21 protein-coding genes are annotated in these 25,641 nt (G+C 37.6%); 9 read left to right on the plus strand and 12 right to left on the minus strand.

Annotation, left to right across the window (positions count from 1 at the left end; translation table 11 throughout):
- Positions 1 to 6 precede the first annotated feature (6 nt).
- From ACLI50_RS13120 to ACLI50_RS13135, 4 genes are read right to left on the minus strand one after another with little or no spacing between them, the layout of a single operon-like run.
- Entirely contained in the window at positions 7 to 492 is a 486-nt protein-coding gene (locus ACLI50_RS13120) for an ankyrin repeat domain-containing protein (protein ID WP_411413954.1), read from the minus strand.
- Positions 479 to 3,874, minus strand: coding sequence for a DUF6443 domain-containing protein (locus ACLI50_RS13125; protein WP_411413955.1), 3,396 nt, complete (start codon positions 3,872 to 3,874; stop codon positions 479 to 481). Before ACLI50_RS13125 ends, ACLI50_RS13120 begins: the two co-directional genes overlap by 14 nt.
- A gap of 6 nt (positions 3,875 to 3,880) precedes the next feature.
- On the minus strand, positions 3,881 to 7,087 hold the full coding sequence (locus tag ACLI50_RS13130; RefSeq protein ID WP_411413956.1) for an RHS repeat domain-containing protein: 3,207 nt from the start codon (positions 7,085 to 7,087) through the stop codon (positions 3,881 to 3,883).
- Positions 7,088 to 7,095: 8 nt separating this feature from the next.
- Entirely contained in the window at positions 7,096 to 8,694 is a 1,599-nt protein-coding gene (locus ACLI50_RS13135) for a T9SS type A sorting domain-containing protein (RefSeq protein WP_411413957.1), read from the minus strand.
- A gap of 253 nt (positions 8,695 to 8,947) precedes the next feature.
- Between ACLI50_RS13135 and ACLI50_RS13140 the strand changes: the two genes are divergently transcribed.
- The gene (locus ACLI50_RS13140; RefSeq protein WP_110011449.1) at positions 8,948 to 9,202 is read left to right on the plus strand and encodes a helix-turn-helix domain-containing protein; all 255 of its coding nucleotides are present in this window, start codon (positions 8,948 to 8,950) and stop codon (positions 9,200 to 9,202) included.
- 6 nt (positions 9,203 to 9,208) lie between these two features.
- On the opposite strand, the gene ACLI50_RS13145 is transcribed toward ACLI50_RS13140, so the two are convergent.
- From ACLI50_RS13145 to mdlD, 4 genes are all read right to left on the minus strand, one after another.
- Positions 9,209 to 10,252 carry an anhydro-N-acetylmuramic acid kinase gene (locus tag ACLI50_RS13145; protein WP_411413958.1) on the minus strand — a complete coding sequence of 348 codons (1,044 nt, stop codon included), beginning with the start codon at positions 10,250 to 10,252 and terminating at the stop codon, positions 9,209 to 9,211.
- Positions 10,253 to 10,263: 11 nt separating this feature from the next.
- A complete protein-coding gene (lptC, locus tag ACLI50_RS13150) occupies positions 10,264 to 10,854 on the minus strand; it encodes an LPS export ABC transporter periplasmic protein LptC (protein ID WP_110011447.1) in 591 nt (196 codons plus the stop codon).
- Between the two features lies 1 nt (position 10,855).
- Entirely contained in the window at positions 10,856 to 12,169 is a 1,314-nt protein-coding gene (gene bamG, locus ACLI50_RS13155) for a BamG family beta-barrel-assembly machinery protein (RefSeq protein ID WP_137905272.1), read from the minus strand.
- Between the two features lie 197 nt (positions 12,170 to 12,366).
- Positions 12,367 to 13,686 (minus strand): NAD(P)-dependent benzaldehyde dehydrogenase MdlD, encoded by a 1,320-nt coding sequence (gene mdlD / locus ACLI50_RS13160; protein ID WP_411413959.1) that lies wholly within the window; start codon positions 13,684 to 13,686, stop codon positions 12,367 to 12,369.
- A 396-nt stretch (positions 13,687 to 14,082) separates the two neighbouring features.
- Between mdlD and ACLI50_RS13165 the strand changes: the two genes are divergently transcribed.
- From ACLI50_RS13165 to ACLI50_RS13190, 6 genes are all read left to right on the plus strand, one after another.
- Complete coding sequence (locus ACLI50_RS13165; RefSeq protein WP_110011445.1) at positions 14,083 to 15,201, plus strand: DNA polymerase III subunit; 1,119 nt, start codon at positions 14,083 to 14,085, stop codon at positions 15,199 to 15,201.
- A 303-nt stretch (positions 15,202 to 15,504) separates the two neighbouring features.
- Entirely contained in the window at positions 15,505 to 16,143 is a 639-nt protein-coding gene (locus ACLI50_RS13170) for a TetR/AcrR family transcriptional regulator (protein WP_202838980.1), read from the plus strand.
- Positions 16,127 to 17,443: a TolC family protein gene (locus tag ACLI50_RS13175; RefSeq protein WP_395974520.1), complete on the plus strand. Its 1,317-nt coding sequence runs from the start codon at positions 16,127 to 16,129 to the stop codon at positions 17,441 to 17,443. The genes ACLI50_RS13170 and ACLI50_RS13175 overlap by 17 nt, the downstream gene beginning before the upstream one ends.
- A gap of 16 nt (positions 17,444 to 17,459) precedes the next feature.
- Positions 17,460 to 18,563 carry an HlyD family secretion protein gene (locus ACLI50_RS13180; RefSeq protein ID WP_202838983.1) on the plus strand — a complete coding sequence of 368 codons (1,104 nt, stop codon included), beginning with the start codon at positions 17,460 to 17,462 and terminating at the stop codon, positions 18,561 to 18,563.
- Between the two features lie 140 nt (positions 18,564 to 18,703).
- The gene (locus ACLI50_RS13185) at positions 18,704 to 20,281 is read left to right on the plus strand and encodes a DHA2 family efflux MFS transporter permease subunit (protein WP_062674556.1); all 1,578 of its coding nucleotides are present in this window, start codon (positions 18,704 to 18,706) and stop codon (positions 20,279 to 20,281) included.
- A gap of 395 nt (positions 20,282 to 20,676) precedes the next feature.
- Positions 20,677 to 21,273, plus strand: a complete 597-nt coding sequence (locus ACLI50_RS13190; protein ID WP_343644183.1) for a hypothetical protein — start codon at positions 20,677 to 20,679, stop codon at positions 21,271 to 21,273.
- A 133-nt stretch (positions 21,274 to 21,406) separates the two neighbouring features.
- On the opposite strand, the gene ACLI50_RS13195 is transcribed toward ACLI50_RS13190, so the two are convergent.
- The 3 genes from ACLI50_RS13195 to ACLI50_RS13205 are packed head-to-tail and all read right to left on the minus strand — an operon-like array spanning position 21,407 to position 23,785.
- Positions 21,407 to 22,420, minus strand: coding sequence for a TQO small subunit DoxD (locus tag ACLI50_RS13195; protein ID WP_343644185.1), 1,014 nt, complete (start codon positions 22,418 to 22,420; stop codon positions 21,407 to 21,409).
- Positions 22,421 to 22,475: 55 nt separating this feature from the next.
- The gene (locus tag ACLI50_RS13200) at positions 22,476 to 22,853 is read right to left on the minus strand and encodes a hypothetical protein (protein WP_411413960.1); all 378 of its coding nucleotides are present in this window, start codon (positions 22,851 to 22,853) and stop codon (positions 22,476 to 22,478) included.
- A gap of 17 nt (positions 22,854 to 22,870) precedes the next feature.
- On the minus strand, positions 22,871 to 23,785 hold the full coding sequence (locus tag ACLI50_RS13205) for an alpha/beta hydrolase (RefSeq protein ID WP_411413961.1): 915 nt from the start codon (positions 23,783 to 23,785) through the stop codon (positions 22,871 to 22,873).
- 168 nt (positions 23,786 to 23,953) lie between these two features.
- On the opposite strand from ACLI50_RS13205, the gene ACLI50_RS13210 reads away from it, so the two are divergent.
- Positions 23,954 to 24,514, plus strand: coding sequence for a DNA-3-methyladenine glycosylase I (locus ACLI50_RS13210; protein ID WP_343644189.1), 561 nt, complete (start codon positions 23,954 to 23,956; stop codon positions 24,512 to 24,514).
- A gap of 104 nt (positions 24,515 to 24,618) precedes the next feature.
- Here the strand turns inward: ACLI50_RS13210 and ACLI50_RS13215 are convergent, their stop codons facing one another.
- A complete protein-coding gene (locus ACLI50_RS13215; protein WP_411413962.1) occupies positions 24,619 to 24,996 on the minus strand; it encodes a winged helix-turn-helix transcriptional regulator in 378 nt (125 codons plus the stop codon).
- A 91-nt stretch (positions 24,997 to 25,087) separates the two neighbouring features.
- Between ACLI50_RS13215 and ACLI50_RS13220 the strand changes: the two genes are divergently transcribed.
- Entirely contained in the window at positions 25,088 to 25,618 is a 531-nt protein-coding gene (locus ACLI50_RS13220; protein WP_411413963.1) for an NAD(P)H-dependent oxidoreductase, read from the plus strand.
- The last annotated feature ends 23 nt before the right edge of the window (positions 25,619 to 25,641 follow it).

Below are 25,641 nucleotides of genomic sequence, written 5' to 3' on the forward strand. Positions count from 1 at the left end.
CTGTCGTTAAGAAGTAAGAATTTCAATCATTTCATCATCTCCAATTTGCTTTGCAAAGTCTAAAGGAGATTTATTATTGTTATTTTTTGAATTTGGATCTGCACCAAAATCTTTTAATAACTTCACAATATCATAATAACCTCTTGCATTAAATACTGCAACCCAAAGAGGATTATTACCATATTTATCATTCTTATTGATTTCGATAAGCTCATTGCCTAATAGTAATTCAGTTGATTCAAAATCATTATGAGCAGTACTGAAATGTAATGGAGTTTTTCCTTCTTTATCACAGTGATTAATATCTATTTGACAGCTTAATAAAAATTTTACAATATCAATTGCTTCAGATGCAATTGCTTCATGTAGAAGATTTTCGTCAAAATCATTAATAAAATCATTAACATTAAAAGAGTTAACTTCACTTTTAACACTATCCAATTCGTTAAGTCTTACAAATTGAAAAACGGTATCTATTTTATTTTTTTTCATACTTATGACTTCTATTTGCTGATTTTGATTCGGGTTGATAATTTTTCGGATTCCTATATTCCTCTAAGAACTTTTCTTTTGAAATTTTACCATCCATATAATCTTTATGTAATTTTCTATATTCATGTCCAGGCTTATGTCCCATATCCCATGATCTGGGTTTTATTGATTTATCCCATGTTAACTCTTCACCAGTATTCGGATCATAAACTTTGTTATCTTTTTGTTTGCCACTTTCCCAAACTTGCTCCACTTGATCTTTTCCATAACCTGGACGACTCTTACTATATGGCTTTTTTGCTACTTTTGCTTCTGCCTTTGCTGCTGCTTTCGCTTCTGCCTTCGCTTCCGCCTTTAATACCATTGAGGCTGCCTTTACCTCTACTTTTGCTTGCGGAACTAGATTTAAAGCTAATAATTTTGCAGCATCTGTTCTATTAGCAGGGTAACCATCAAGATCACGACCAGTAGCAATTGTGTAAAGTTCCTCAACAGGTGTCACTGTTTTAATAACGACCATAAAGGCTGCACTATTGGCTTCCTGATCTTCCCTCTCTGCTCTCGACTGGATACCACCTTTTTGCTTCATTGCCATCCTGAAACGGAAATCTTCACCTTCTAAACCCTCAAGCTCAACATTATCAACAACCCTGTTTTCAGAGAAATTATAATGCGACTGATAAGCATATTTTTCACTTAAGGGGTCAACATTAAAGAACCTCGCCATCCCGGCATCATAGTTCCTCCATCGGTAAGAACTCCATTTGGTATCAATCTGGTTTTCCTGTCCCTGAGAAGAGTATCTATAGGCTGGAGATACTGTACCATTAATATTTAGATCTCCGCCAAACTCCAATCCAAAGGGATAGTAATGGTTGGTTCTATCTATTTTCAGGCTTCCGGTAGCATCTTTGTAATACGCCAGTCTGATGTTTCCGACCTGATCGGTATAATTGTAAATATACTTATTTTGGACGAAATCATAATATCCTTCTGAGGTAGGAACGAAACTTAATACATCATTGGTATACTGAAAACCATCCAGATAATCTGTTTTGCTGGTGGTTTCCAGCTGTGATCTACCTGTTCCATACGTGTAGACTTTTCTCAGTTTGGCTCCGGCAGCATTATACAGATACTTTGTATTGACATTAAAAATGCTCGAAAAGTCATGAGTATTATATAATCTGCTAAATTTTATGTAGTTGGGAAGGTTGAGATAATTATAGTCAATCTGTAATATCCCTCTATCTTCATGGCTAATCATATTACCATTAGCATCATAGGGAATAGCAATTGATTCAGAAGCCGGATAGCCGGCATAGTTACTTGTAGCATCGCTTACCGTATTAACCTTATTTCCATCGTAGGTATAAGTGAGGTCATCAATCTGCTCTGCTCCAAAATTTTGCAATAATCTGTTTCTTTTCAGACTTTGGATATTCCCGTTGACATCATAGGTAAGGGCTTCATTATAATAATTATTCATCGGAACCGCGGCATTAGGCTCAGAATAAATGCCATTTTTTAATCTGTCTAATCCATCGTACTGGTAATTATACCTTCTGAAGGTACCATTATCCGCACTTGACCAGTCTATCTCCGCAATATTCCCATTATATTTCCCTATAGAAACAGTGGAATACACAGGATTATGGTATTTCATCTCATAGGCAAAAAGCTTCCCGTTAAGGTTGGCAGGGTCATTCACTTTGGTAAGCCATCCACGGATATTGTAGGTCTGGTCTATAGATTGTAACGGTGTACCCGTGGTATTGCCTGTCTTTTTATTGGTAAGTTGTCCCAGATCATTGTAGGTATTTTCTGCCAGCAGTTCTTCTGTCTGGCTGTTCACCTTGTGATAATGCTTCAGCAGTCTTTTCTGGTCATCATATACAAACCTTTCTTTGATCACCACTTCTGCATCTGCACTTCCTTTTTTGTGGTAGGTATAGCTTTCATCTACCGCGCCAGAAAAATCAAGCTTGAATTCCTTTTTAGTATAACCCCCTAAATGATTCCAGCTTTTTTCACTTACTTTTTCCCCTTTGGTGTTGTAATAGAAATAGGTTTTCGTCCAGTTATCGTCCTCAATGTTTTTTACATAGGATGCTGTGGGCAGACCTTTTGTAGAAACGCCTCCGTTGAGTGTCTTATCTTCATTTACAACATACTGTTCAAGGATTTTTGCAGGGGGAAACTCTTTGGTATCTCTTGGGTAAGAGTCGTAGTAATTAACTGTAAGCACCGTAGTAAAAGCTGACAGGAAATTGTTGGTATAATATACCATAATGCCATTTTTACTGAATCCTGTATCAGAAGGAGTTTCACTTACCACCTGTGTGGCAAGCTGGGATTGCATTGAAGCTCTGTCCCCACCCGAAACAAGTCCCGTATAAGCAATACGGCCTAAAGCATCATATTTGGTCAGCAGCCACTGTCCTTTATTTTTCAGGTTCACATCCTGGGTAAGGACCGGGCGGTCGGCAGCATCATACACTACCGATTCCCAATCGTCTCTTCCGGGCAGTCTTTTTTCCACCTGTCTGTCCAATCCATCATATCGGTACTGATAACAAAGACTGTTTACAATATCCGTGGTAACCACATTGCTGTTTTGTTCAATTTTCTTTACCGCCAGAGGGGGAATTACAAATGCCTTTTGCCCGTATTCATTGTACACATAATAGGTATCAATATTTTGTGTTCCATCTGTCCGGCGTACCAGCACCGTTTCACCACGTCCGTTCTGGAACTGGATAACAGGAGTTCCATCTTCATCAGTAACGGTATTTTTGTATAAGGTTCCTGCGGTATAAAACTCACTGCCTGGTACTACAGATACAGAAGAAGTTGTTTTTTTGTCTGTTCCAACCGTTGTAGTTACTGTATTGGTGACAAATTTCTTTACCTCACTCCCCAGGTTTGTTTCATATTTAAATTTCTGGGTGTGTCCGCTGCTCATCTTCCAGGGATCACCCGGCTGGGCCACTTGCAGCACCCTGTCCAATGGAGAATTTTCTATCTGCTTTTCCGTGTAGGCATTGGCTGTGTTGTAATAGGAATTAGCCGTACTCTCATTCACAATCCCGCTATGAATCGCCGAATTGAGCGAACTGGCCGGAACGGGAAGAATATCTTTAGCCTGTCTTCCAAATCCATCATAGGTAATGGGCGTCACCAGATCCTTTCCTGTAGTAGTTGCTTTTACGCTAATGATCTGTTTGGGTCTTCCTAACCCATCAAAATAGGTTATTGTTTCTGCCTTCTTGCTACAATCCCCGCTCAGACAGGTTTTGGACTGTATATAGTTTTCGGTTGTGCTTTGTGCATAGGTCAGCATCGCTGTAAACAGCAGACCTAAGAGTTGTATTTTTTTCATTGGTGTTTACGGCTTATAGTTATACTTGAATTCTTTTACTACTTTATAACTGTAGGTTCCTGTGTTGTCTCTTTCCCTTACCTGAACCTGTTTCAGACGGTTGGCAGTATCATAGACATAAAGTTCCCTGACTCCAGAAGGTGGAGTAATGGTAGTGACTCCCACCAGAGGATCATAGGTATATTTGGTTACCATTCCTGCTGGCTGAAAGGCATCAAGGGCCAGCAAGAGTTCAGCTTCTTTGGTGGGATCAGCGGCATCTTCATTGGATTTCGCTACGATAGTACCGATCTGGCCTTCGATCTGGCTGTATAATGCTCCCACAACCTTGGCAATCGGCTTGGTCTTGTTATATCCCCACACAATACTTACAGGTGTACCGTCTTTCTCCCTGTATTGAAGAATATTTCCCTTGTCATCATATTTTTCATAGGTAACTTCTTTTGAGGAAACAGCAGGGCTCAAATTATCATAAGAGTTTACAGATAAGGGAAGCACTAAGTTTCCGGTAACCGCATGAGGCAGGGCAGTGGGGTAGACCGTTTCCTCACGGGAAGTTACTTTGGTGATATTATCCGCTGTTTGCTGTGTTTTGGTTTCCAGTGGAATTCCAATCATGTTTTTATCAATCATCAGCTGGTTGTTTTTCTCATGGGCATAGCTGTAGATGGTTTCAGAAATAGAATGATCAGGATGCTCGGTTTTAGACGATGTTAACTGGTAATGGTTTGGATTGGAATAGAAATAGTTTACTTCAGTTTTCACTGCATTTCCATTCAGGTAGTCGATTGTTTTCTGGTTTTGCAAATATGAAAAACGGGATATATTTTTATACAATACAAAATCCAGATTATCAAACTGCCCTATACCGCCTGAACCGCCTCCTATAAGCTCAAATCTCTTTCTGGTAGCTAATGAAAATGTTGTATTTATCCCTATATTATCTTCTGCATATTTATTTTCGACCTTTTTAATCAGATTTCCATTTCCGTCCAAATAAGTAAGAGAAAGTTCTTTTCCGCTTTTCCATGCAGTGTTTGAATGGGCTGTTCCAGAAATCACATCACCGCTGATACTCCCATACACGTCTATACCTGTATCGAATTCATGAACAATTTTTCCCCTTGCTCCTAAGTTTTCAACCACTCTGCTATAAAAGATATTAGGATTAAACGAATTATACTGGTTCACATTTGTAGAAGTTAAAATACTGTAGCTATAGGATAACGGAGGTAAGCAGTTACTCCCCGTACAAACTGAAATACTGCTTCTGTCTTCCAGAAAATACGGCTGATAAGCCTGAATAGTTGAGTATGATCCATCAGCATTTACATAATCATAGGTTTTAGTTACCGGAGTACTTCCCTCAGACTCATCTGTCGTTGATGCAATACGATAGCCTCCCAATAACTGATCCTGATAGCCTTGTGTAGGCTCTGAAATATAATAAGTAGCATGTACAGATGCGAAAGAACATGCAAATCTTGCTGTTGCTTTGAGGGTTATAGGTTTATTCTTTTGTCCGTCTATTGTAAATACACCTCCGGAGTCCGTAGAATAACTCTCACTTCTAAGCACAATCCCGTTCGAATCATACACTGTGATGTCAGCCGCCTGTTTTTGGCTGCTTAATATAGGAGAATTAAAGCAATTACCTTCACCATAGAGAGCATTACCGCCACTTATTTGAATCACTCCGTCTACTGCAGGGGTTATTGTAATTTGGGCCGAACTTGAATAAGTATTTCTGTCATTAAAGGTTTCTGTTCCTGTTGATCCCTGTTGGGCAGGAATAGTGACAAGTTCTCTCATTTTATGGTTCTCATAGGTGATACTTGTGGATCCTCCTGTAGGATATATTATTTTTTTTAATAGTCCTACCTGTCCGAGTGATGCATTTACACGCTGGTCTGCTCCGCTATAATTAACCTTAAACGGATCATTATCTTTATAAATCTGAGGAATCAGACTGGTGTTCATAGTCCCGTTATAATATCCCCACATATCCCTTCCAAAATTGTGTTTGTCAGGAAAACTATTACTATTATTATACTCGAAAAAATATTTCCTGCCAGATTTGATTTCATTGACGCTTTTTAAAAATACCCGGTCATTTGCTGTAATATCATAATTTAAATCAAAACTTTCTATCAGCTGTAATGAGGCATATTTTTTAATGGTCTTCAATAAATAATAATCCTCGTTTCGCTGTTGATATTCAAAAAAAATATAATTACCGTCCTGATCGTATATTTTTTTGATTTGTTTTCCCCAAACAGACTGGTTAGATTCCGAAACCAGCCCCATGCTTGGAGGAAGGGAATATAGAACTTCATTACAAAATACGGGACATGATACCTGGTTTGGATTTGTTGTTGGAGAGCCATATTTTGGAGAACCATTTCCTTTGGTGAAAATCATCGACTGTGATTTTCCGGTTACAGTAGTAAAATTGACATCGTAATAATCAATATTGATTTCTTTATTCTCAATACTTTTTACTTTAGACAAGTACCATGAACTTACATTTGTTAATGCACCACCAGGATGTTCTCCTGTATCGGTCATAAAGTTCCGGACCTTTTCAATACTATTAAAAGTGTACTCTGTTCCCTCCTCGGTTTTTATTACAAATCCACCATTGGCCCTGTCTATTTTACATCCTGACTTTTCTAGCTGTACGATTTCACCATTCTTTTTAATGATGAATTTTAAATTCTTTCCTGAAAAATTTGCCATATATAAATCAGGTTCTGAATCAAAATCATCATTTTTACATAAAGTCAGATAATTTACTACAACAGGATCATTCAGACCTAATACATCAATATTGGGTGTTTCAACATTTCCCTGTGTGTTTAGCTCATCTGGCAGGTCTCTTATGACTCTCGTAATGACTCCAGCGCTTATGAATCTCCAGCCCAGCCCTACAGAGCCATTGGTATCATCAACTTTAATTCCGTTGGATGAATAATTTAACGAAACAGGCAGCGTATTACTTCCTGATGAAAGTGAAGTAAGAGGAACGTCAATATTGGTACTCCCGGTAAATAATCCTGTCGGGATATTCCCAAAGGTTCCAAATTTAAAGGATTCCGGTGTCGGTGGGAAAATGGCTGGTACGTTTTTACCTACTTCATTAGGTGGTGTAGTTCCTTGTGCAAAAGTAGTATTAGCTAATAATAATCCAGCACAAATGATTATTTTTCTCATAATTTGTGTTATTTCTTGATTAATTTGGCATTCGCCGTTTTATTGGTATGAGTTTTTATAGTGATCAGATAAGCTCCCTGAACCAAAGCCTGGGTATTGATCTTAGTTACTTTGTTCTTAGTTTTTAAACTTTGAAGCTGTCTTCCGCTCATATCATATAATAGAATATCAGCATCCTTGAAATCAAAACCAATTTCCACATAAGCATAGTCTGAAACTGGGTTCGGATAGATCTTGATATCATATTTTTCAATTAACTGATCAACCTGCTTATCTCCCAGCTTTACAATTTTCCAGTTTTCTTTGCCGAGTTCTTCAGCACTGGTTCCGGCAACTATAATCGATCCATCTTTATTCAGCTTTAAATCGGCAAGCCTCTCTTCTTTTTTTCTCGACTCTCCCGGTACATATTTTCTCCACTGCTCAGTCCCTAATTGGTCAAGATATAATAGCCAAAACGACTCATCATCCTTCTCAATTCTTCCCTCAGCTTGGGTGTACCCACCTAAAAGCATCCCTTTAGTTCCTTTATCATCCGCCGAATGAAGAACACTCATTCCCATCAGGACATCACGGTTTCCAAAATTGTAAGACTTTTGGAATTGCTCATCGCCATTTTCCTTTAAAAAGACAAGCCAAATGTCTGTACCTTCTTTTATTCCGACATTCTTGTTTCCCGAACGCTCGGATCTGGATTCGCCACCAATGACATATCCATCAGAGGTTAAAGCTAATGTTCTGATATGATCATCACCTTTACCTCCAAAGTTCTTTTCCCATTCAATTTTTCCATTTTTGTCCAACTTGACAATCCAGTAGTCGCCTTCACCATAATTGCCGCTGGCTTTGGAATAAGCGTCGATCTTCACACCACTTCCAGCCTCCAGCTTCCCGCTTCCCGCCTTTACTTCAGAACTCCTTGAATACATTCCCAGTAATGCTCCTCCATCTCTAGTTGGAATCATCTTTTCTACTTCGTCTAAACCTTTTCCACCTAAGATCAATTGTGAAAGTTCTTTTCCGTCTTTATCCAGTTTTATGATCAAAACATCTTTAGAACCATAGCCTTTGGATGAGTTTTGAACATTACCGGCAACAAAGAATCCTAAATCTGTAGTTTGAATGACAGCTCTTGCTTCTTCATCAGAAAAACTTCCTAACGTTTTCTGCCATAGTTCATCTCCAAATTCATTGATTCTGATCAGCCAGATATCCGAACCTCCTTTTGATTCTTCTTTTTTATCCAATCCTTTTCCTGAATAAGATGTTCCGGCCAGAAGAAATCCTCCATCCTGTGTGGTAACAGTAGCAGACAGGTAATCATGGTTTTGTCCTGAAAAATATTTTTCAAAGACCAGCTCTCCCTGCTGATTGAGTTTTACTAATCTGAAGTCGTAGCCGCTGTTCTGCTTACTTCCAGCCTCCAGCTTCCCGCTTCCTGACTGTATAGAACTTCCTGTAATCAGATATTGTTGATCAATAGTTGTTGTAATCTGGCTTAAAAAATCCTGCGTACCGGACCTGAAATCCTTTTGCCAGAGAGTTTCCTGGGCAGATAGGCTCAGGAATGTGCATAAAGTGAATGCACTTAAGTAATTTTTTTTCATAGGCTTGTGTTATTAACTTGTTAAAATTATTATTAATAGGGGAATATATACTCCGTAAAAACCCCATATTTTCATTAATTTTTCTTAATATATTGTTTTCAATTTATCTATACAGACAAAGCTATATATGCATAGCGACAAAAGATGTCGTGTTTTTATCTTTTCAAACATTTATTGATAAGCTTTACAAATATAAAAAATGTAGTAATATAAGATTACAAAAATGTAGTATTTTATATTTCACTTTGTATAAGTGAAATATATTGAAGAACATAAAATCTTAGAACTAAAGCAAAGAATACCTGTCGAAATAGGTAATCGTATAAGAATATTTCGTGAAAAGAAAAAACTTTCACAAACGGAACTTGCTATGATGATAGGGAAGGATAGACAGTATCTCTATAAAATAGAAAAAGGAAAGGTTACTTCCAGTATTTTCACTATTTCAGTTATAGCCTGTGCACTTGACATTTCTCTGGCTGAGCTGATCGGTGAAATAAAAGTATGAAAATATCTAAGCAATAACTCCCGAACAATGATCCGCTGTACTTCCCGTGGCAGAAGACAATACATTGATCTCGTTATTCATCTTTAAAACGCCCATAAAGGCAAAAATCAGGGCTTCTTTATAATCGATGATCTCTTTTTCAGGGATGATCACTTCGGCCTTTGTTTTTGCTCTTATTTTTTCGATTAAAAAAGTGTTGTAAGCGCCTCCTCCGGTGATAAGGATGTCTTTTATACTATATTCATTGATGACGTTGGCAATCTGCTGGGCAGCATGTTCTGTAAAAGTGGCCAGAGCATCTAAGGCTTCAGTATTTTCAAGAAGGGGAAATATATGTTGATGGCACCATTCTATTCCCAAAGATTTTGGATGCGAAATCTGGTAGAAATCCAGGCTGTTAAGCTGGTTCAGTAAAGTCTCATCTACCTCTCCTTGTGCGGCTAGCGCTCCGTTTTCATCAAAATTTTTATGCAGCTGCTGGGCCAGATGGTTCAAAACAATATTCACGGGAGCAATATCAAAAGCGATCCTTTTCCCATCCCATTGTAAAGAAATATTGGAAAATCCACCTAAATTCAGACAGGCGCTGTATCCGGAGAAAAGTAATGCATCACCTATAGGAACCAGAGGAGCTCCGTTTCCTTCCATCAACACATCCTGGCTTCGGAAATCATAGATAACAGGTAATCCGGTTTCCAGCTTTATGGCTCTGCCGTCACCGATCTGCAGGGTGAATTTTCTTTTAGGCTGATGAAAAACGGTATGCCCATGAGAGGCAATCAAGTCGATATTTTCAAGCTGATGCTGATGAATAAATGCTTTAACCTGCTGCCCGAGATAAAAACCATACGCTGAATGCAGTTCCAGCAAATCTTCGGACGAAAGATGAATGGAGTTTCTAAGTTGGGTTTCCCAATCCTCAGAATAGGAGAGTGTTTCGGCTTTCAGGATTTTAAAAGTCCATGTGTCCTGCTTTTCAAATTCAGCAAGACAGATATCCAGACCATCCAGACTTGTCCCGGACATCAGTCCAATAGCCACAGCTTTCATTCTTTTTGGATTTATTTTTTATTTTCAGAAATTCTTTTTGAACTGAAATCTCCGGAATTGTTATAGAATGTATATTCGGAAAAGTCATCTTTGGCTGTCATTCCATTGGCACCTACCAAGGTAGAGCCATCTTCCATGGTAACATAAACTGTATCTTTGGTGTAGATTCTGTTTCTTTTCTGATCCCAATAAATACTCTGCATGGCAAATCTCTGTCCTTCATTGGTTTTTATCCTTACATCACCTTTGGCTTCATAGAACTTTTTATATTCGAAAATACGGGCATATTTAGCGGTAATTCTTCCCGGAACCTTAGGTTTCTTTTTATCAAAAAACTCAATGTCAATTCCTTTTCTGGCTACCACATAGGGGCTGTCGATCAGTTCGTATTTTTCAATGATGGGTGCTTTGGCTTTTAAAGTCACAAAGCCGGAGTCTCGCTGTATAATATTGGCGTTGTTGATGATCTGTGAAGGGAAATTTTTGCTTTGGTTGCCATTTCTTTTGGTAAGATCCTCCTCACAGGATGTCAATATAAAAAATATAGCACAACTAAAAAGGCATGCTATATTTTTATATGATATTTTTTCTGAAAAATTCATCTTAGTTATAAAGAGTCTTTCTGAACCATTTATCAGCGAAGTTAAAGCCGATTCTCAGGTTGACGAAGTTCTGGTTGATCAGGTTGTTTTTAAGAGTTCCTCTCTTACCCACTTCCAATCCGATTTCAAGACCACTCATTCTTGTGATACTGCTGTTCTTGAATGGTAACATTACCCCGGCTGAAATACCGAACTTATTAATGCTGTTTCCTTCCAGCTTAAGGTTTCCTCTCTCATAGAACGCTCCATATCGGTAGATCACCCTTGAGAAGTAGTTTCTGAAGTTATTATAGTTAGGAAGGTACCATCCACCTGCAGAAATTCTGTAAGTGTCCTGGAAATCAAAAGTTTTACCGAAATAAGAGATGTCTTCTCCTTTTTTATAGTCCAGCTGACCCGATACAAACCAATGGTTTTCACTACCATATCCAACCCCTAATGAAGCCTGTAACGGAAGAAGGTTTTTGGATTTTGTTTCTTTTTGCTCGATAATGGTTTCCGATCCGCTAAGCTTGGTGGTTTCCTGAGCATCAGAATATCTGTAGGTACTGTTGACGTACTGTGTCGTCATATTACTGGTATTCCCAAAAGTAGCAGTAGCTCCCAATGTGAACTTCTTATCAGTACGTGTATTTAAAGTCTGGTAGCTTGTCCCCAGTGTAAAATTAAAGTTTCTGACTCTGTTTTTAGTCTCATAACCATTAACATATTCACCTACATAAGTCCCAAGGTTACTGTTGTAAGCACGGAATTCATTAAGGTCGTTAAGGTCTCCGAAATAAAGATTGGCTTTTGCTCCTACGGATAATTCCTGATTGATTTTATAAGAAACAGCAAGCTGAGCCGTATTTAAAGTTCCGCTTCCTTTAAAGCTGTTTTTGTAAAGAGGAGTTTTATCTTCTGTAAACTGTTCCGTTACGATGTCGTAGCTTTTAGAACTGTAAGGCTGATAAGAGATCCCCATTTTCACTTTTGAAGATAATGGAAATGCAATCGAAATATTGGAAAGATACGTAGAATGCTTTGTAGATTTCATATCGTTATAGTTCGATTTGAAATAATTGTTTTCGTTGGTAGCTTCCAGTCTGATACTCGTAAGTTCAAAATTGGCGTTGTTTGCCGGGTTGGCAAAATTGAAACTACTGGTAAAATCACTTATAAAAGCAGTAGATATACCTCCCATAGAAGCAGTTTCGATCGTATTATCATATTTCACATCTCCAATTCCATAAGTTGCATAAGGGGAGTTGCTTAGACTCTGTGCATTCAGAAAATATCCAACTGATATGAATGATACTACAAAGATTTTTTTCATTCTTGATTTTTAAAACAATGCGCAAATATCTTAAATATTAATGAATTGTAAAAATTATATGTGGTTAAAGTTTGTTAAGGGCTTTCCTTTAAAAGAAAAATGCAAATTTTCAGCCATAAAAATAGCAATTCTGTTTTACAAAAAAAGACTGTCCTATGATGAACAGTCCCGGTTTATATGAGTAAGCTTTTATACTATTATTTTACCTGAAGTACGGAACGGCTGTGGCTGAAACACTCAAAACTAAATTTTCCATGGTATTTTCCCATTCCCGAAGTTCCTACGCCTCCAAAAGGTAAATAATGAGAACCTACATGGATAATGGAGCTATTGATTTCAGCATCACCGCTTGTGGTATGGTTTAAAACATAATCTGCAAATTTCTGATCTTCCGTGAAAACATATAATGCGAGAGGTTTTGGACGGCTGTTGATTTCCTCCAGAGCTTCTTCAATATTATTATAGGTCATAACAGGAAGGATAGGGCCGAAGATCTCCTGCTGCATCACCTGATCATCCCAGTTCACATTATCCATTAAAGTAGCTTCAAAATGACGGGTTTCAAGATCATAATGTCCTCCGTAGATTACTTTTTCCGGAGCAGCTTCCAGGTAACCTGCCAGATGTTTAATTTGGTTCTGGCTTACAATTTTCCCGATTTTCCCCAAAGAATTCCCTTCATAACTTGTATTTAAATGAGCTTTAAATTTTTCTATAAAAACATCTTTTACAGACTCATGGATATAAATATAGTCGGGAGCGACACAGGTTTGTCCGCAATTTATCCATTTTCCGTAGGATATTCTTGCCACAGCTTTATCCAGATCGGCATCTTTATGAACAATGGTGGGAGATTTTCCTCCAAGTTCCAGCGTAACCGGAATTAATTGTTCGGCAGCGGCTTTCATCACAATTTTCCCGACATTCGGGCTTCCGGTAAAGAAAATATAATCGAAAGGTAAGCTGAGTAAAAGAGTATTTTCCTCAATAGCCCCCTGAATAACGGCTACATAAGATTCATCAAAAGATGCTTTCACAATATCTTCAAGCACCTGCGCGACATGTGGTGTATTTTCAGAAGGTTTTATAATGGCTGTATTTCCGGAGATCAAAGCTCCGATTAACGGACTGAATGTTAACTGAACAGGATAGTTGAAAGGACCAATAATATAGGTAACCCCATAAGGCTGATACGTTACTTTACTTTCCACTTCCGCACCTGAAGGATGTGGTTTGGAAGGTACAGAAGTCGGTTTTGCCCATTCGTCAATATTTTCCAGCAAATAATCAAGTTCGCTGATCACTATTTGAATCTCCACATATTCCGCTTCTTTTCTGCTTTTTCCCAAATCTGTATCCAAAGCCTCACAAAGTGCATCGGTATGCTGAAGAAAAACATCCCGGAATTTTCTTAATTGTGCTTTTCTGAATTCAATATCTTTTGTCTGATTGGTTTTGAAAAAGGATTTCTGCTGTTGAAATATCCCTTTGATTTTTTGTTCCAGGTTAATATCCATTGGTATATAATTTAATATTTGAATTGGTGTGAAATGGTAATAAATTTACAAATAATTTCACTCTACAAATGTATTGCTTAAAATTAAATTGTGTAAAATTTAATTTTATATTTTATTCTAATCCTATTATTGATGTTACCTATAATATGACATATTTCTTTTGAACCATTAAGATTATATGAAGGTCCTACGAATATTAAGATAACCTTCTCTTCAATCTTTAGATCAGAATGATTCATCTTAACTATACTTTATTTTTTCCATCCTTCTTAATGGTTTTATTACATCCTGCATTTTTAAAGATGTAAAGAAACTCAAAATGGCTGATCTATATTTTTATCTATTTTAAGCAGACTTAATTTTATAAAATGAAATAAGATTTTTTATCTTTGAAACATGAATTGGGAGAACATCGCCGGACAGACGAATCTGAAAAAACTTCTTAGAGAAAGCATTGCTGAAAACAGAGTGAGCCATGCCCAACTTTTTGTAGGAAAGGAGGGATACGGAACACTGCCAATGGTATTGGCCTATGCACGGGAAATTTTCAGCCAGGAAAATGAACATGCTGCTGCGAAGGTTGAGCACCTCAATCACCTGGATCTGCATTTCAGTTTTCCGGTTTTTACGGATAATAAAAACTCATTAAGCAAAAATAAATTTGATGAATTCAGAGAAATGATCCTGGCTTCTCCTTATGCAAGCTACGACGACTGGACCGCTTTTTTAGAATCAGAAAATAAACAGTTATTTATTTCTGCGGATGAAGTGGATGATCAGAACCAGAAATTTTCTTTAAAAAGTTTTGAAGGCGGAACCAAAATTCTTATTGTCTGGAGAGCAGATAAAATGAATATCGCAGCTTCCAATAAATTTTTAAAATTTTTAGAGGAACCACCCGCAAAAACAGTCATTCTGCTTACTGCCGAAAGTACCAATGATATTCTTCCTACCATTCTTTCCAGGACACAGATTGTAGAGATCCCGAGAATTAATGATGAGGATATTGAAAACTACCTTAAAAAGAACTTTTCTGTTTCCGAAGATAAGGTAAGAGAAATTGTTCATGAGGCACAGGGAGACCTCAATGACGCCATTAAGCTTCTGAACTCAGGAGACAAAAGCAATGAGTTTGAAAAGCTTTTTGTACAATGGGTAAGAGATGCATTTATGGTAAAAAAGAAACCGGAATATCTCAGAAGTATTATTTTATGGGCAAGGGAAATTGCAGGGTGGAACAGAGAAAAGCAAAAAAACTTTCTTAATTACTGTTCTGAGATTTTCAGACTGGCATTGCTTCAGAACTATCAATCTGAAAATCTGGTTTATAAAAAAATCAATGCGAACGGTTTCAATTGGGCCGGTTTTTCAAAATTTATCAGCGGAGCCAATATTGAGAGTATTTTAGAAGAAATTAATACTGCTGATCTCCACCTGACCAGAAACGGAAACCCCAAAATCGTCTGGACCGACCTGGGAATAAAATTATCAAGATATATTCATAAAAGCACATAAATAAACTCCGGTAAATCCCGGAGTTTTTGTTTTTGTCCTGAACAGATTATTATTTCAGCTCTATTTTCCTTATATTTTTACGTTTACTTCAATTGAATGCATTCTGAAAATATTAAAATTATTGTTCAGGTTTTCCCGAATATTAATTCAAAATAAAACTCTTTTAATCAAAAAGTGCCTTTCCTGCGCTTTCAGCATATATTATAGAAACCGTCTTTTCTTTGCAATAAATTAAATCTATATTAAAAAATCAATCAATCGTTTGATTTGAATAAAAACTTGTGTACATTTGCGCCCTGAAAAATGAACACTAACATGATTTCAAAAGAAGAAAATATATTATTCGCTGCCGAGAAGCTCTTTGCAGAACAGGGATTCGAAGGAACTTCCACCCGGGAAATTGCAAAGGCGGCGAATGTAAACATCTCTATGATCTCATATTATTTTGGCTCTAAGGAAAAACTTTATGAGAAATTAGTGGAATACAGAATGAATGAAGGTCAGTTTTTCTCAAAAGACCTTTTGGGAAGAACAGACATCAACGAATGGCAGAAGATTGAAAGAGTAATCGATCAGTTTTCTCACAAGATCCGGACTCAAAAATGTTTCTACAGGATTATGCAGAGAGAGCAGCTGCATACCAAGAATCCTCAGATTATAGAATTTTTGAAGCAAACCAAAATGGGATTCCTTTCTATGTATTCGCAAATATTGGAAAGTGGTCTTAAAAATGGAATTTTCACAAAAAATCCACCTATTTATCTCCTTCATTCTACCGTAAGCGGAACCTTGTTTTATGCATTCAATGCAAAAGAAATGTATAAAGAGTTCCTGAATGAAACAGAAGATGAAGAAGCTTTTGATGAAAAATACTACACAGAACTTAATAAACATATTAAATATTTACTAAAAGACCTTTTAGGTTATGAAGAGAATAAATAACTCAGTGATTGCATTATCACTATTCGTAGGAATAGCAAATGCGAATGCTCAGGAGAAAAGAACACTTACTCTTGACGAGGCCGTGCAGCTGGGAATCCAGAACAGCAAGAATCTCAAGATCGATGCAGCCAAGATCGAAGAGGCTACAGCTGATCTTTTGGAGGCTAAAAACAGACAACTGCCGGAATTAAAGGTGTCTGGTAGCTATATGTACCTTCCGATAAAACCGAATGTTGATATCAAACTTTCTGGTCTTGCAGGAGGAGCTGGCGGACCTGAAATACATCAGGTAGTTTACGGTTCTGCTAATCTTAGCGTTCCCATTTACAGCGGTGGAAGAATCAAATACGGAATTCAGTCAGCAAAATATCTGGTAGAAGCTTCTAAATTAAGCACGGAGAATGATAAAATTGCCATTGCTTATAACGTTGCCCAGGCTTATAATAACCTGTTTAAAGCCAACCAGTCCATCAAGGTTTTTGAAGAAAATCTTGCCGCTTCTCAAAAAAGAGATGAAACCTTCCTTAAAATGGAAAACAATGGTTTGATTGCAAGAAACGACAGATTAAAGGCAAATCTTCAGACCTCAAATATTGAACTTCAGCTATTGGAAGCCAAGAATAACTACAATATTGCCAACATCAATATGGATTTATTGCTTGGTCTTCCCGAAACAACGGAACTGGCAGTAGATGAAAATTATATTGAAGAAGGAACAGATGTAAAACCTGTTGATTATTATGTTAATGAAGCCAGAGAAAACCGTAAAGATTTACAGGCTCTGGCACAACAGAGAAAAGCGGCAGAATTAGGTTCGAAAGCAGCAAAAGCAGAAAATCTTCCTTCCATCGCATTTACAGGAGGTTATGTAGCAGCTGATATCCCTAAGTTTCTTACCGTATACAATGCCATCAATGTAGGAATCGGGGTTTCTTATAACCTGTCCAATCTTTGGAAAGAAAATTCTTCATTGAGACAATCGCAGGCGAGAGAAAAACAGCTTGCCGCTACTGATGAATTACTGAATGATAACATTAAGCTTGATGTCAACAGAGAATATCAGAACACAGACTATTCGAAAAAGAGAATTGCTGTTTTTGAAAAATCGGCGGAACAGGCTAATGAAAATTACAGAATTACCAAAAATAAATACGACAACGGTTTGGCAACCATGACTGAATTGCTGGATGCAGACGCAGCTCAGATTGCTGCCAATGTTGGCGTGATCAATGCTAAGGCAGATGCTGCACTGGCATACAGAAAACTATTACAGACAACAGGAACTTTAACAATTAAATAATCAGATCGAAACCAAAATGGAAAATAATAATACACAGGCAGCTGAACCTAAAAAGAAAAAAAGTTTAGTTTTTCCTATCATTTTAGCGGCAGTAGTAATCGGAGGAGGAATCTACGGTTACAGAGCCTTTACTTACGGACAGTATCACGAAGAGACTGATGATGCTCAGATTGCTTCCAATATGGCACCGGTAATTTCTAAAATCTCCGGCTATGTAGCTCAGGTAAAAGTAAAAGACAACCAGTTTGTGAAGAAAGGAGATACCTTGGTGATTTTGGATAACAGGGATCAGAAAATGGCTCTGGAACAGGCTCAGGCAGCTTTATCTACAGCCAGAAGCAATATTTCAAATGCAGAAGCTACTACCACAGCTACTTCAAAAAATATAGGTTCTTCTGAAGCAGCGGTAGTTACTGCTAATGCTCAGATAGAAGCAGCAAAAGTAAATGTCTGGAAAACTTCTCAGGATTTGAAAAGATATGCTAATCTTGTAAAAGACCATTCTATCACGGAACAGCAGTATGAGCAGGCTTTGGCAGCAAAACAATCTGCAGACAGACAGTTGCAGGTTTTAGTGGATCAGAGAAACCAAATTGCTCAGCAAACTCACATCGCTTCTTCTCAGACGGCTGCAAGCTCACAACAAATCAGTGTGGCAGGATCTGTTGCTAAACAAAGAGAAGTAGATGTAGAAAATGCAAAATTGAATTTATCCTATACTGTAATCCTTGCTCCTGAAGATGGATACGTAGGAAAAGTACCTACGCAGGCAGGTCAGTATCTGCAGGCGGGAGCTCAGTTGTTTGCTTTGGTTAAAAACGACCAGAAATGGGTGGTGGCCAACTTTAAGGAAACGCAGGTAGATAAAATGGTAGAAGGGCAGAAAGTGAAAATTGAGATTGATGCCTTCCCTGATAAAGAATTTGAAGGAGTGGTAAGCTCATTCTCTCCTGCTACTGGAGCTACTTTCTCTATTCTTCCTCCGGATAATGCAAGTGGTAACTTCGTAAAAGTAGTTCAGAGACTTCCTGTAAAAATTGATTTTGTAAATCTTGACAAGAATATTGCCAAAAGATTAAGAACAGGAATGAACGTGAAGGCAGAAGTTGCTTTGAAATAACATTTAAAATTGTTAAAAGTCAATGAACTTCGTTGTCAATAGCGAATCAGCTTTGCTGTCAATTAAACGGCAGGCTTTACAATTCACCATTCACCTGCGAAGCAAAATTTGCCATTGATTTTTCACATCGAAAAAAACTTATGCAAGATTCATTAGTAGAATATGGAGCGCGGAGAGTAATTATTACGATTACGGCTATCCTTTGTGCCCTTCTTGAAATTGTAGACTCCACGATTGTCAATGTTGCCTTGAATGAAATGAAGGGGAATCTTGGAGCTACGCTTTCAGAAGTAGGGTGGGTGATTACAGCGTATGCCATCGGGAATGTTATCATTGTTCCGATGACGAGCTGGCTTTCACAGCAGTTTGGGCGTAGAAATTACTTTGCGGCATCCATCATTATATTCACCGTATTTTCATTCTTATGTGGAAATGCGACCAATATCTGGGAACTCGTGTTTTTCAGATTGATGCAGGGAATTGGGGGTGGAGCCTTATTGGTAACCTCACAAACGATTATTACGGAATCTTATCCGATTGAAAAAAGAAGTATGGCTCAGGCTATTTACGGACTTGGGGTAATTATCGGTCCTACACTAGGTCCGCCTCTTGGAGGATACATCGTTGATAACTTCAGCTGGCCCTATATTTTCTATATTAATATTCCGATTGGGATTGCTGCAACGCTGATGACGCTTCAGTTTGTAAGAAGCCCGAAATATGCAGAAAAACGTAAAGCTTCAGATGTTGACTGGCTTGGAATTGCTCTGCTGGCAGTTACAGTAGGCTCATTACAGTTTATTCTGGAAAGAGGACATGAAGAAGACTGGTTTGAAAGTGGAATGATCGTGGCCTTTACTGTAGCAGCAATTTTAGGATTTATACTCTTCCTTTGGCGGGAACTTACCTTCAAGTACCCGATTGTTGAGCTCAGAGTACTTAAAAACAGTAACCTGAGAATCGGGACTATGATGTCATTCGTTCTTGGATTCGGATTGTATGGTTCTACATTCATCGTTCCTTTGTACACCCAGAGTATTTTGGGATGGACAGCACTTCAGTCAGGAGCTTTGATGATTCCGGCTGCATTAACGACAGCCTTCATGATGCCCATCATTGGGAGACTACTGGCAAAAGGAGCAAAACAGCAGATCCTGGTTTCATTAGGACTATTTATCTTCTTTGTTTACAGTTTCTGGGGATACAAAATTCTGACCCCGGATACCAGTAAAGATGCCTTCTTCTGGATGCTGATTGTAAGAGGAGCAGGTCTGGGATTATTATTTATTCCGATTACCTCTTTGTCATTAAGTACCCTGAAAGGGCAGGAGATTGGTCAGGGAGCAGCCTTTACAGGGATGATGAGACAGCTGGGAGGATCTTTCGGGATTGCAGCGATCACCACCTTTATTGCCAATGCGGGACAGAAGTACAGAAATAACTTAATTTCCCACCTGGACGAAAACAGTTTTGATGTTCAGCAAAGACTGGCAGCATTGAAGGCCAATTTCATAGCGAAAGGGATGACTCCTGATGCAGCAATGAATGCCGCCTATAAAATGCTCGACTTATCCGTAACAAAACAGGCCACTGTTTTATCTTATATGGATGTATTTCTTTACCTCGGAATCGTATTCCTGATATGTATTCCGTTTATCTTACTCGTAAAAGAAAGAAAAAGCAAAGAAAAAATAGATTTGAGTGAAGCCATGCACTAGATTTAAAAAGACCTTCGGAATTTCGAAGGTCTTTTTTTGTTGTATCTGCCTTAACATGATAATAAACAATACTTTCTGTTTTCATTTTGTTAAATAAAAAATAATATCACTTATTGGAGAGTTTATTTATTTTTTCTAGCTTTACATCACCAAATGAAAAAAATATGAATAAATTCCCTCACCTTGTAATAATCCATTCAAAAAGGATTTGCCGGAATGCTGCCTCATACTTTATCTGATTTCCGGTTATTGAACTGAAAGACCTGGCTGTTCTTCACTTGCTTTTTATAGTTCATAAAGACAATTTCCCAATATCCGAAAACGGTATGAAGTATTGTATTCCGTTTTATTATTTAGCTAAATCATGATTTCAAGCCACTAATAACTTATTATATATGAATCAAATTCAACTGCCGGAAACTTACGCGGCATTATCAGATTTCAGAAAAAATGATGTCTATCTTCCTGAAATGAATCAGGCTCAGCTTATTGCAGATTTCTTTCCCGGAACTTTTACAGAGCTTACCCAGCGCCTCTCTGATATTACAGGGGCTTTTTATGGAGGCATGCTCAAACAGATTGGAAAACTTTACGGAGCTGAAGCTATTGAACAGATTTCCAGTACTTTTATGTACGATCTGGGATCAAGAATGACACTGAGGAATCTTGAAGTAAAACCCAATTTGCAGCCTGGAATTCCGGCTGTTGCAAAAATATTGATGGGAGCAGTTTTTACATCCAGTCCTGAATATAATTTTGAATTTAAAGAATTAAATGACTACAAATGCGAATTGCTCATTAAAGGAGTAGACCGTTACCACAAAATCACCCATAGCCTGCAAATTGCAGGTCTGTTGAAATGGCCAGTCATCAAACCTTTTATACAGGGCATTTGCGACACTATGGGACTGGATGTTTTACTTGAGATAAAAGTACTCAGACTTGATCCGGACAGCAAGTGCAGCTATCATGTCATGGTTACAGAAAAATAGCCTTCAACATAAATAGTACCTGAAAATTGTACAGGCAGCATTCAATAGGAGCGGACTTTAGTCCGCTTTCTCTATAATAAATCAAGGATAAGTTTTAGTCTAAACATGAACCCGCGTCTCGCACCCCGCATCGCTAATCAATCCTTTCTATCCATTCAATACCACTCACATCAATCAGTTTCAGACTGTGGATATCATTTTTTTGGAAAATATCATCAATATTCAGTGTCACATCAGCTTTTGCTCCTAAGGGAATTATCAGACTGTGTTTTCCCGGTTTCACTTTGGCAACATAATGATTCTGAATATCCTCTTTAGGAATTCCGGCAAGTTCTTTATGATCCAGTTCCTTTAAAATCTTTCCGTTTTTGTCGAGGATATGAATCCCCATCAGAAAAGAGCCATACACATCAGCACCTTCCGTCCTGTAAACTTCAAATGTTAACTTTGAGTGCTGATGAGAGATTTTTGAAATTTCAAGCTTGGGTTTTACCGATTTATTGTGAAGTGTTCCCCACACACCTCCATGAAAATACTGATTGGTAAAAAGAGTTAACCCCAATATGATGAGTGAGCCTGCCAGTACAAAACCCTTTGGATCTGACACAGGAAAATTTCCTGAGCCAAGCCATTGAAACCATCTTTTTTGAGTGAATTTTTTGTTGTTTTTCATGAAATAATGATCCAGAGAATAAGGACCACTTCCTGTGAGAAACATGACAAATCCACCGGCTACACCCAATACACCAATCTGCCACTCGTCAAGGCAGGTTGTTCCCAGCCAGCCGGAACCTAATAAAATCCCGAGAGCAAGGCTGAAAATGGCAATACTCATCAGCCTGGTAAATAAACCGAGGATGATGAATAATCCGACAATTGCCTCAATAATCGTAAAAATCATCATGGAGCGTTGTAAAGCATCGGGATGAGTCACCAGATATTCAATAACAGGTTTTATTCCAAGTGCATTGGGTAAAAAATGGTTGAATTTTTCCCCGATATATCCTTTTTCGTCGGGAATAAGTTTGTTTTCAAGGATGAGACGGCGCCAGAACGCTGAAAAGTAGGTCCATCCGATAACCATACGGAGGGATAAAGTATATAATCCGGCCATGTCTGAAGACTGGCTGTTTAAGGTATGTTTCATTGAAATTAATATTGTGTTGTAAAAAACTGTTTTTTATAATCTGACTTAAAAAAGTTTAAACCAGATGAAGTCTCAGTCTTTTAAACAGAATATATTTCGGAGGTCTGTTCCCGGTAAAATGCCCGGAATAGTTATTGAGAAAAGCTTTTTCTTCAAAAAGATTGGCCGTAGCTGAATTAAAACCAGATAAAAACTTATGGTACTGGTTTTGAATTTTGGTTTTTGAAACTGCAGTTTCTGAAGAAGCAAAAGCGGTATCACAGCTGAAAGAGAGCGATGAGGTTGTTTTTACCTTATTAAGCCCGCTGATGTACTGAATGTCAAAAATATCAAGGACATTTCTTTTGACTGAGCACGGAGACAGCGAAAACACCAATATAAGCATCGTAATGACACCTTTATAAGTTTTCATATGAAGTCCTGAACTGGGCATAATTACAAAACTACGCTTTATTTCAATGTAAGCTTAATAAATTCCAAAAAATGATCCTGCTGATCTACAAATAAGTAATGAGAGCAGTTATCAATCAGTTTAAAGTTTCTTTTTCCGGCAATATTTTTAAGATCATTAAGTTGTTTTTCTGAAAATATACTGTCATTCTTACCATATATGGCAAAAACAGGAATTCCTTTCTTTCGGATATCTTTTAGAACTGTAGTATTGTCAAGGTTATTTAAAGGTTCATTCTGATAAAATGTAAGAGGAGAGTTGGGGTTTCTTATATTGCTTTTATAAAATTCTCCTGTAAGGTATTTCTTTCTCAGATTTTCACTTTCTGGAGTAGGGTTGGGCATGTCAAAAAAGCCAAGTTTTCCTGCCATTTCATAGCATCTTTTTCTGTAGGCTGCGGAATTTTTATCCAGATTTTCTATTGCTGAAATCTCTTTTAGCTGCACAGAATCATTTTGGAAATGCTCTTTTGCCTTTTTAAGAATATGGTTATAGGTCTCCTGCTGGGTAAATAAAGCGCCTGCAAGGGTGAGTGACTTTACCTTGTCAGGAAATTGTTCCGTAAACAGAGTTCCGATAATTCCGCCGAAACTGTGAGCAATAATATTGGCTTTTTTGATGTTATAAGCGGAATAAATACCTTTTAAATCCTCAAAACTTTCTTTAAATGTCATGGTTGCACTTGCATCTTTTGAACGTCCTTCACCACGTCTGTCATAAACAATGACATAAAATCCTTTGTCGGCAAGTTTTTGCGCGGTAGTCCCCTCAAATAAAGTTGCATTTCCTCCCGGCCCGCCATGGATAAAAATGACAGAAGGGTTTGTAGGTTCTCCATAAGCTTTAGAATACAAATTCTGTGCTTTACAGAACATTGAACCTATCATCAAAAGAAGGGAAAACAGTAATTTCATGGTAATTGTTTTGAGTCTTCTAAACTACTAAATTTCTCTGGACAGAAAGTTATAAAACTTTTTTTACGGCTGTTAAATCTAAAAATTAAAACACTACTGACGAACAGTTGTCACAATCCTGCTTTATCTTTACAGTCAGAAAGTTTACAAAATAGAAAATATACAGAAATGAGTTACTGTTTAGCAATAGAAGGAATGCAGCCTGAGAGCAGAAAAGAACTGCACAAAAATTACCATGATAACCACTACGGATTTCCTATCCATGATGATAATGAATTGTTTGGAAGACTGATTCTGGAAATTAATCAGGCAGGATTAAGCTGGGAAACGGTTCTGAAAAAAGAAGACAGTTTCAGAAAAGCTTATGACCAATTTGATATTCAGAAAATAGCGGTTTATACAGAAGAAGACCGTGAAAGGCTGTTGAGTGACCCTGGAATTATCAGAAATAAATTAAAGGTAAATGCTGCCATTGAAAATGCTAAAACAATCATTGAATTACAAAAGGAATTTGGATCCTTTGAAAAATGGCTGGAGCATCATCATCCACTGACTTTGCAGGAATGGATGAAGCTTTTCAAAAAAACATTCAAATTTACAGGTGGAGAAATTGTAAACGAATTTCTTATGAGCACCGGATATCTGAAAGGAGCCCATCATGAAACCTGTCCTGTACACTCGAAAGTATTGGCTCAAAAGCCTTTGTGGAAAGAGGTTGAGGGGAAGTAGAATACAACTATTCTTTCAATTAATAAGCCTGGATTCTACGGAATTACATATAGAACTGTTTGACATTATGCATACATTGTGTATTCCGTAAGAGTCTCATTATTTTAATCATTCTTTGATGTCTCCTTCATCAAATCTTTATGTTCTTTGCCCCATTTTTCAAACTCAAGGATAATGGTGTTCAGTTTATAGCCTATTTCTGTTAGCTCATATTCTACCCGTGGAGGAACTTCGGCATACACGGTTCTGGTGATGATTTTGTCCTCTTCCAGCCTTCGAAGCTGAAGGGTAAGCATACGTTCGGTAATGTTCTGAAGCTTTTTCCTAAGTTCTCCAAATCTCATTTTTCCATTGATCAGATAACAGCATATTGCCAATGCCCACTGTCCTCCGATAATATTGGAAGCATAGATTTCCGGACATTCATCAGCAAGTGCTTTTTTATTGGCAAAATTGGTTGAGGTTTCCTTTATTTTAGTCATTACTTACATTTTTTATAGTACCATACAATAGGTTGCTAATGTACGAAATGTAAGTAACGTGTTGTAATTTTGTGATCGAAATTTAAACATAATGAAAACATTAGTGATTGTGACGCATCCTGATATTGAAAAATCAGTGATCAATAAAAAATGGATCGACGAGTTAAAAAAATATCCTGAGAAATACACGGTTCATCAACTGTACGAAGCTTATCCTGATGGAAAAATCAATGTGGCAGAAGAGCAGAAGCTGATGGAATCGTATAACAAGATTGTATTTCAGTTTCCTTTTTACTGGTTCAGCAGTCCGCCGCTTTTAAAACAATGGCTGGATGAAGTGGTTTTGTATGGCTGGGCGTATGGAAGCAACAGCGGTTTCAAACTGGCCGGAAAGAAAATGACACTGGCTGTTACCGCAGGAATAGATGAAGATGGATATTCTGAAACAGGGGAATATAAATACACGATGAATGAACTTTTCCGACCTTATGAACTGACTTTCGATTATATAAAAGCCAATTATAAAGAACCTTTTGTGTATTATGGAATTGAAAGAGATTCTTCCGATGAATGGATCAACAGAAGTGTTCCGATGTATCTGGATTTTCTGGATAATTTATAACTGAATAAAAGTAAAGTTGAACT

It is taken from the genome of Chryseobacterium cupriresistens (assembly GCF_046614675.1).
Taxonomy (GTDB): domain Bacteria; phylum Bacteroidota; class Bacteroidia; order Flavobacteriales; family Weeksellaceae; genus Chryseobacterium; species Chryseobacterium cupriresistens.

Bases quoted from the DNA above. Each gene is read 5' to 3' on its own strand.
- ACLI50_RS13120 (WP_411413954.1), bottom strand. From the start codon at position 492: ATGAAAAAAAATAAAATAGATACCGTTTTTCAATTTGTAAGACTTAAC.
- ACLI50_RS13125 (WP_411413955.1), bottom strand. From the start codon at position 3,874: ATGAAAAAAATACAACTCTTAGGTCTGCTGTTTACAGCGATGCTGACC.
- ACLI50_RS13130 (WP_411413956.1), bottom strand. From the start codon at position 7,087: ATGAGAAAAATAATCATTTGTGCTGGATTATTATTAGCTAATACTACT.
- ACLI50_RS13135 (WP_411413957.1), bottom strand. From the start codon at position 8,694: ATGAAAAAAAATTACTTAAGTGCATTCACTTTATGCACATTCCTGAGC.
- ACLI50_RS13145 (WP_411413958.1), bottom strand. From the start codon at position 10,252: ATGAAAGCTGTGGCTATTGGACTGATGTCCGGGACAAGTCTGGATGGT.
- lptC (WP_110011447.1), bottom strand. From the start codon at position 10,854: ATGAATTTTTCAGAAAAAATATCATATAAAAATATAGCATGCCTTTTT.
- bamG (WP_137905272.1), bottom strand. From the start codon at position 12,169: ATGAAAAAAATCTTTGTAGTATCATTCATATCAGTTGGATATTTTCTG.
- mdlD (WP_411413959.1), bottom strand. From the start codon at position 13,686: ATGGATATTAACCTGGAACAAAAAATCAAAGGGATATTTCAACAGCAG.
- ACLI50_RS13165 (WP_110011445.1), top strand. From the start codon at position 14,083: ATGAATTGGGAGAACATCGCCGGACAGACGAATCTGAAAAAACTTCTT.
- ACLI50_RS13170 (WP_202838980.1), top strand. From the start codon at position 15,505: ATGAACACTAACATGATTTCAAAAGAAGAAAATATATTATTCGCTGCC.
- ACLI50_RS13175 (WP_395974520.1), top strand. From the start codon at position 16,127: ATGAAGAGAATAAATAACTCAGTGATTGCATTATCACTATTCGTAGGA.
- ACLI50_RS13180 (WP_202838983.1), top strand. From the start codon at position 17,460: ATGGAAAATAATAATACACAGGCAGCTGAACCTAAAAAGAAAAAAAGT.
- ACLI50_RS13185 (WP_062674556.1), top strand. From the start codon at position 18,704: ATGCAAGATTCATTAGTAGAATATGGAGCGCGGAGAGTAATTATTACG.
- ACLI50_RS13190 (WP_343644183.1), top strand. From the start codon at position 20,677: ATGAATCAAATTCAACTGCCGGAAACTTACGCGGCATTATCAGATTTC.
- ACLI50_RS13195 (WP_343644185.1), bottom strand. From the start codon at position 22,420: ATGAAACATACCTTAAACAGCCAGTCTTCAGACATGGCCGGATTATAT.
- ACLI50_RS13200 (WP_411413960.1), bottom strand. From the start codon at position 22,853: ATGCCCAGTTCAGGACTTCATATGAAAACTTATAAAGGTGTCATTACG.
- ACLI50_RS13205 (WP_411413961.1), bottom strand. From the start codon at position 23,785: ATGAAATTACTGTTTTCCCTTCTTTTGATGATAGGTTCAATGTTCTGT.
- ACLI50_RS13210 (WP_343644189.1), top strand. From the start codon at position 23,954: ATGAGTTACTGTTTAGCAATAGAAGGAATGCAGCCTGAGAGCAGAAAA.
- ACLI50_RS13215 (WP_411413962.1), bottom strand. From the start codon at position 24,996: ATGACTAAAATAAAGGAAACCTCAACCAATTTTGCCAATAAAAAAGCA.
- ACLI50_RS13220 (WP_411413963.1), top strand. From the start codon at position 25,088: ATGAAAACATTAGTGATTGTGACGCATCCTGATATTGAAAAATCAGTG.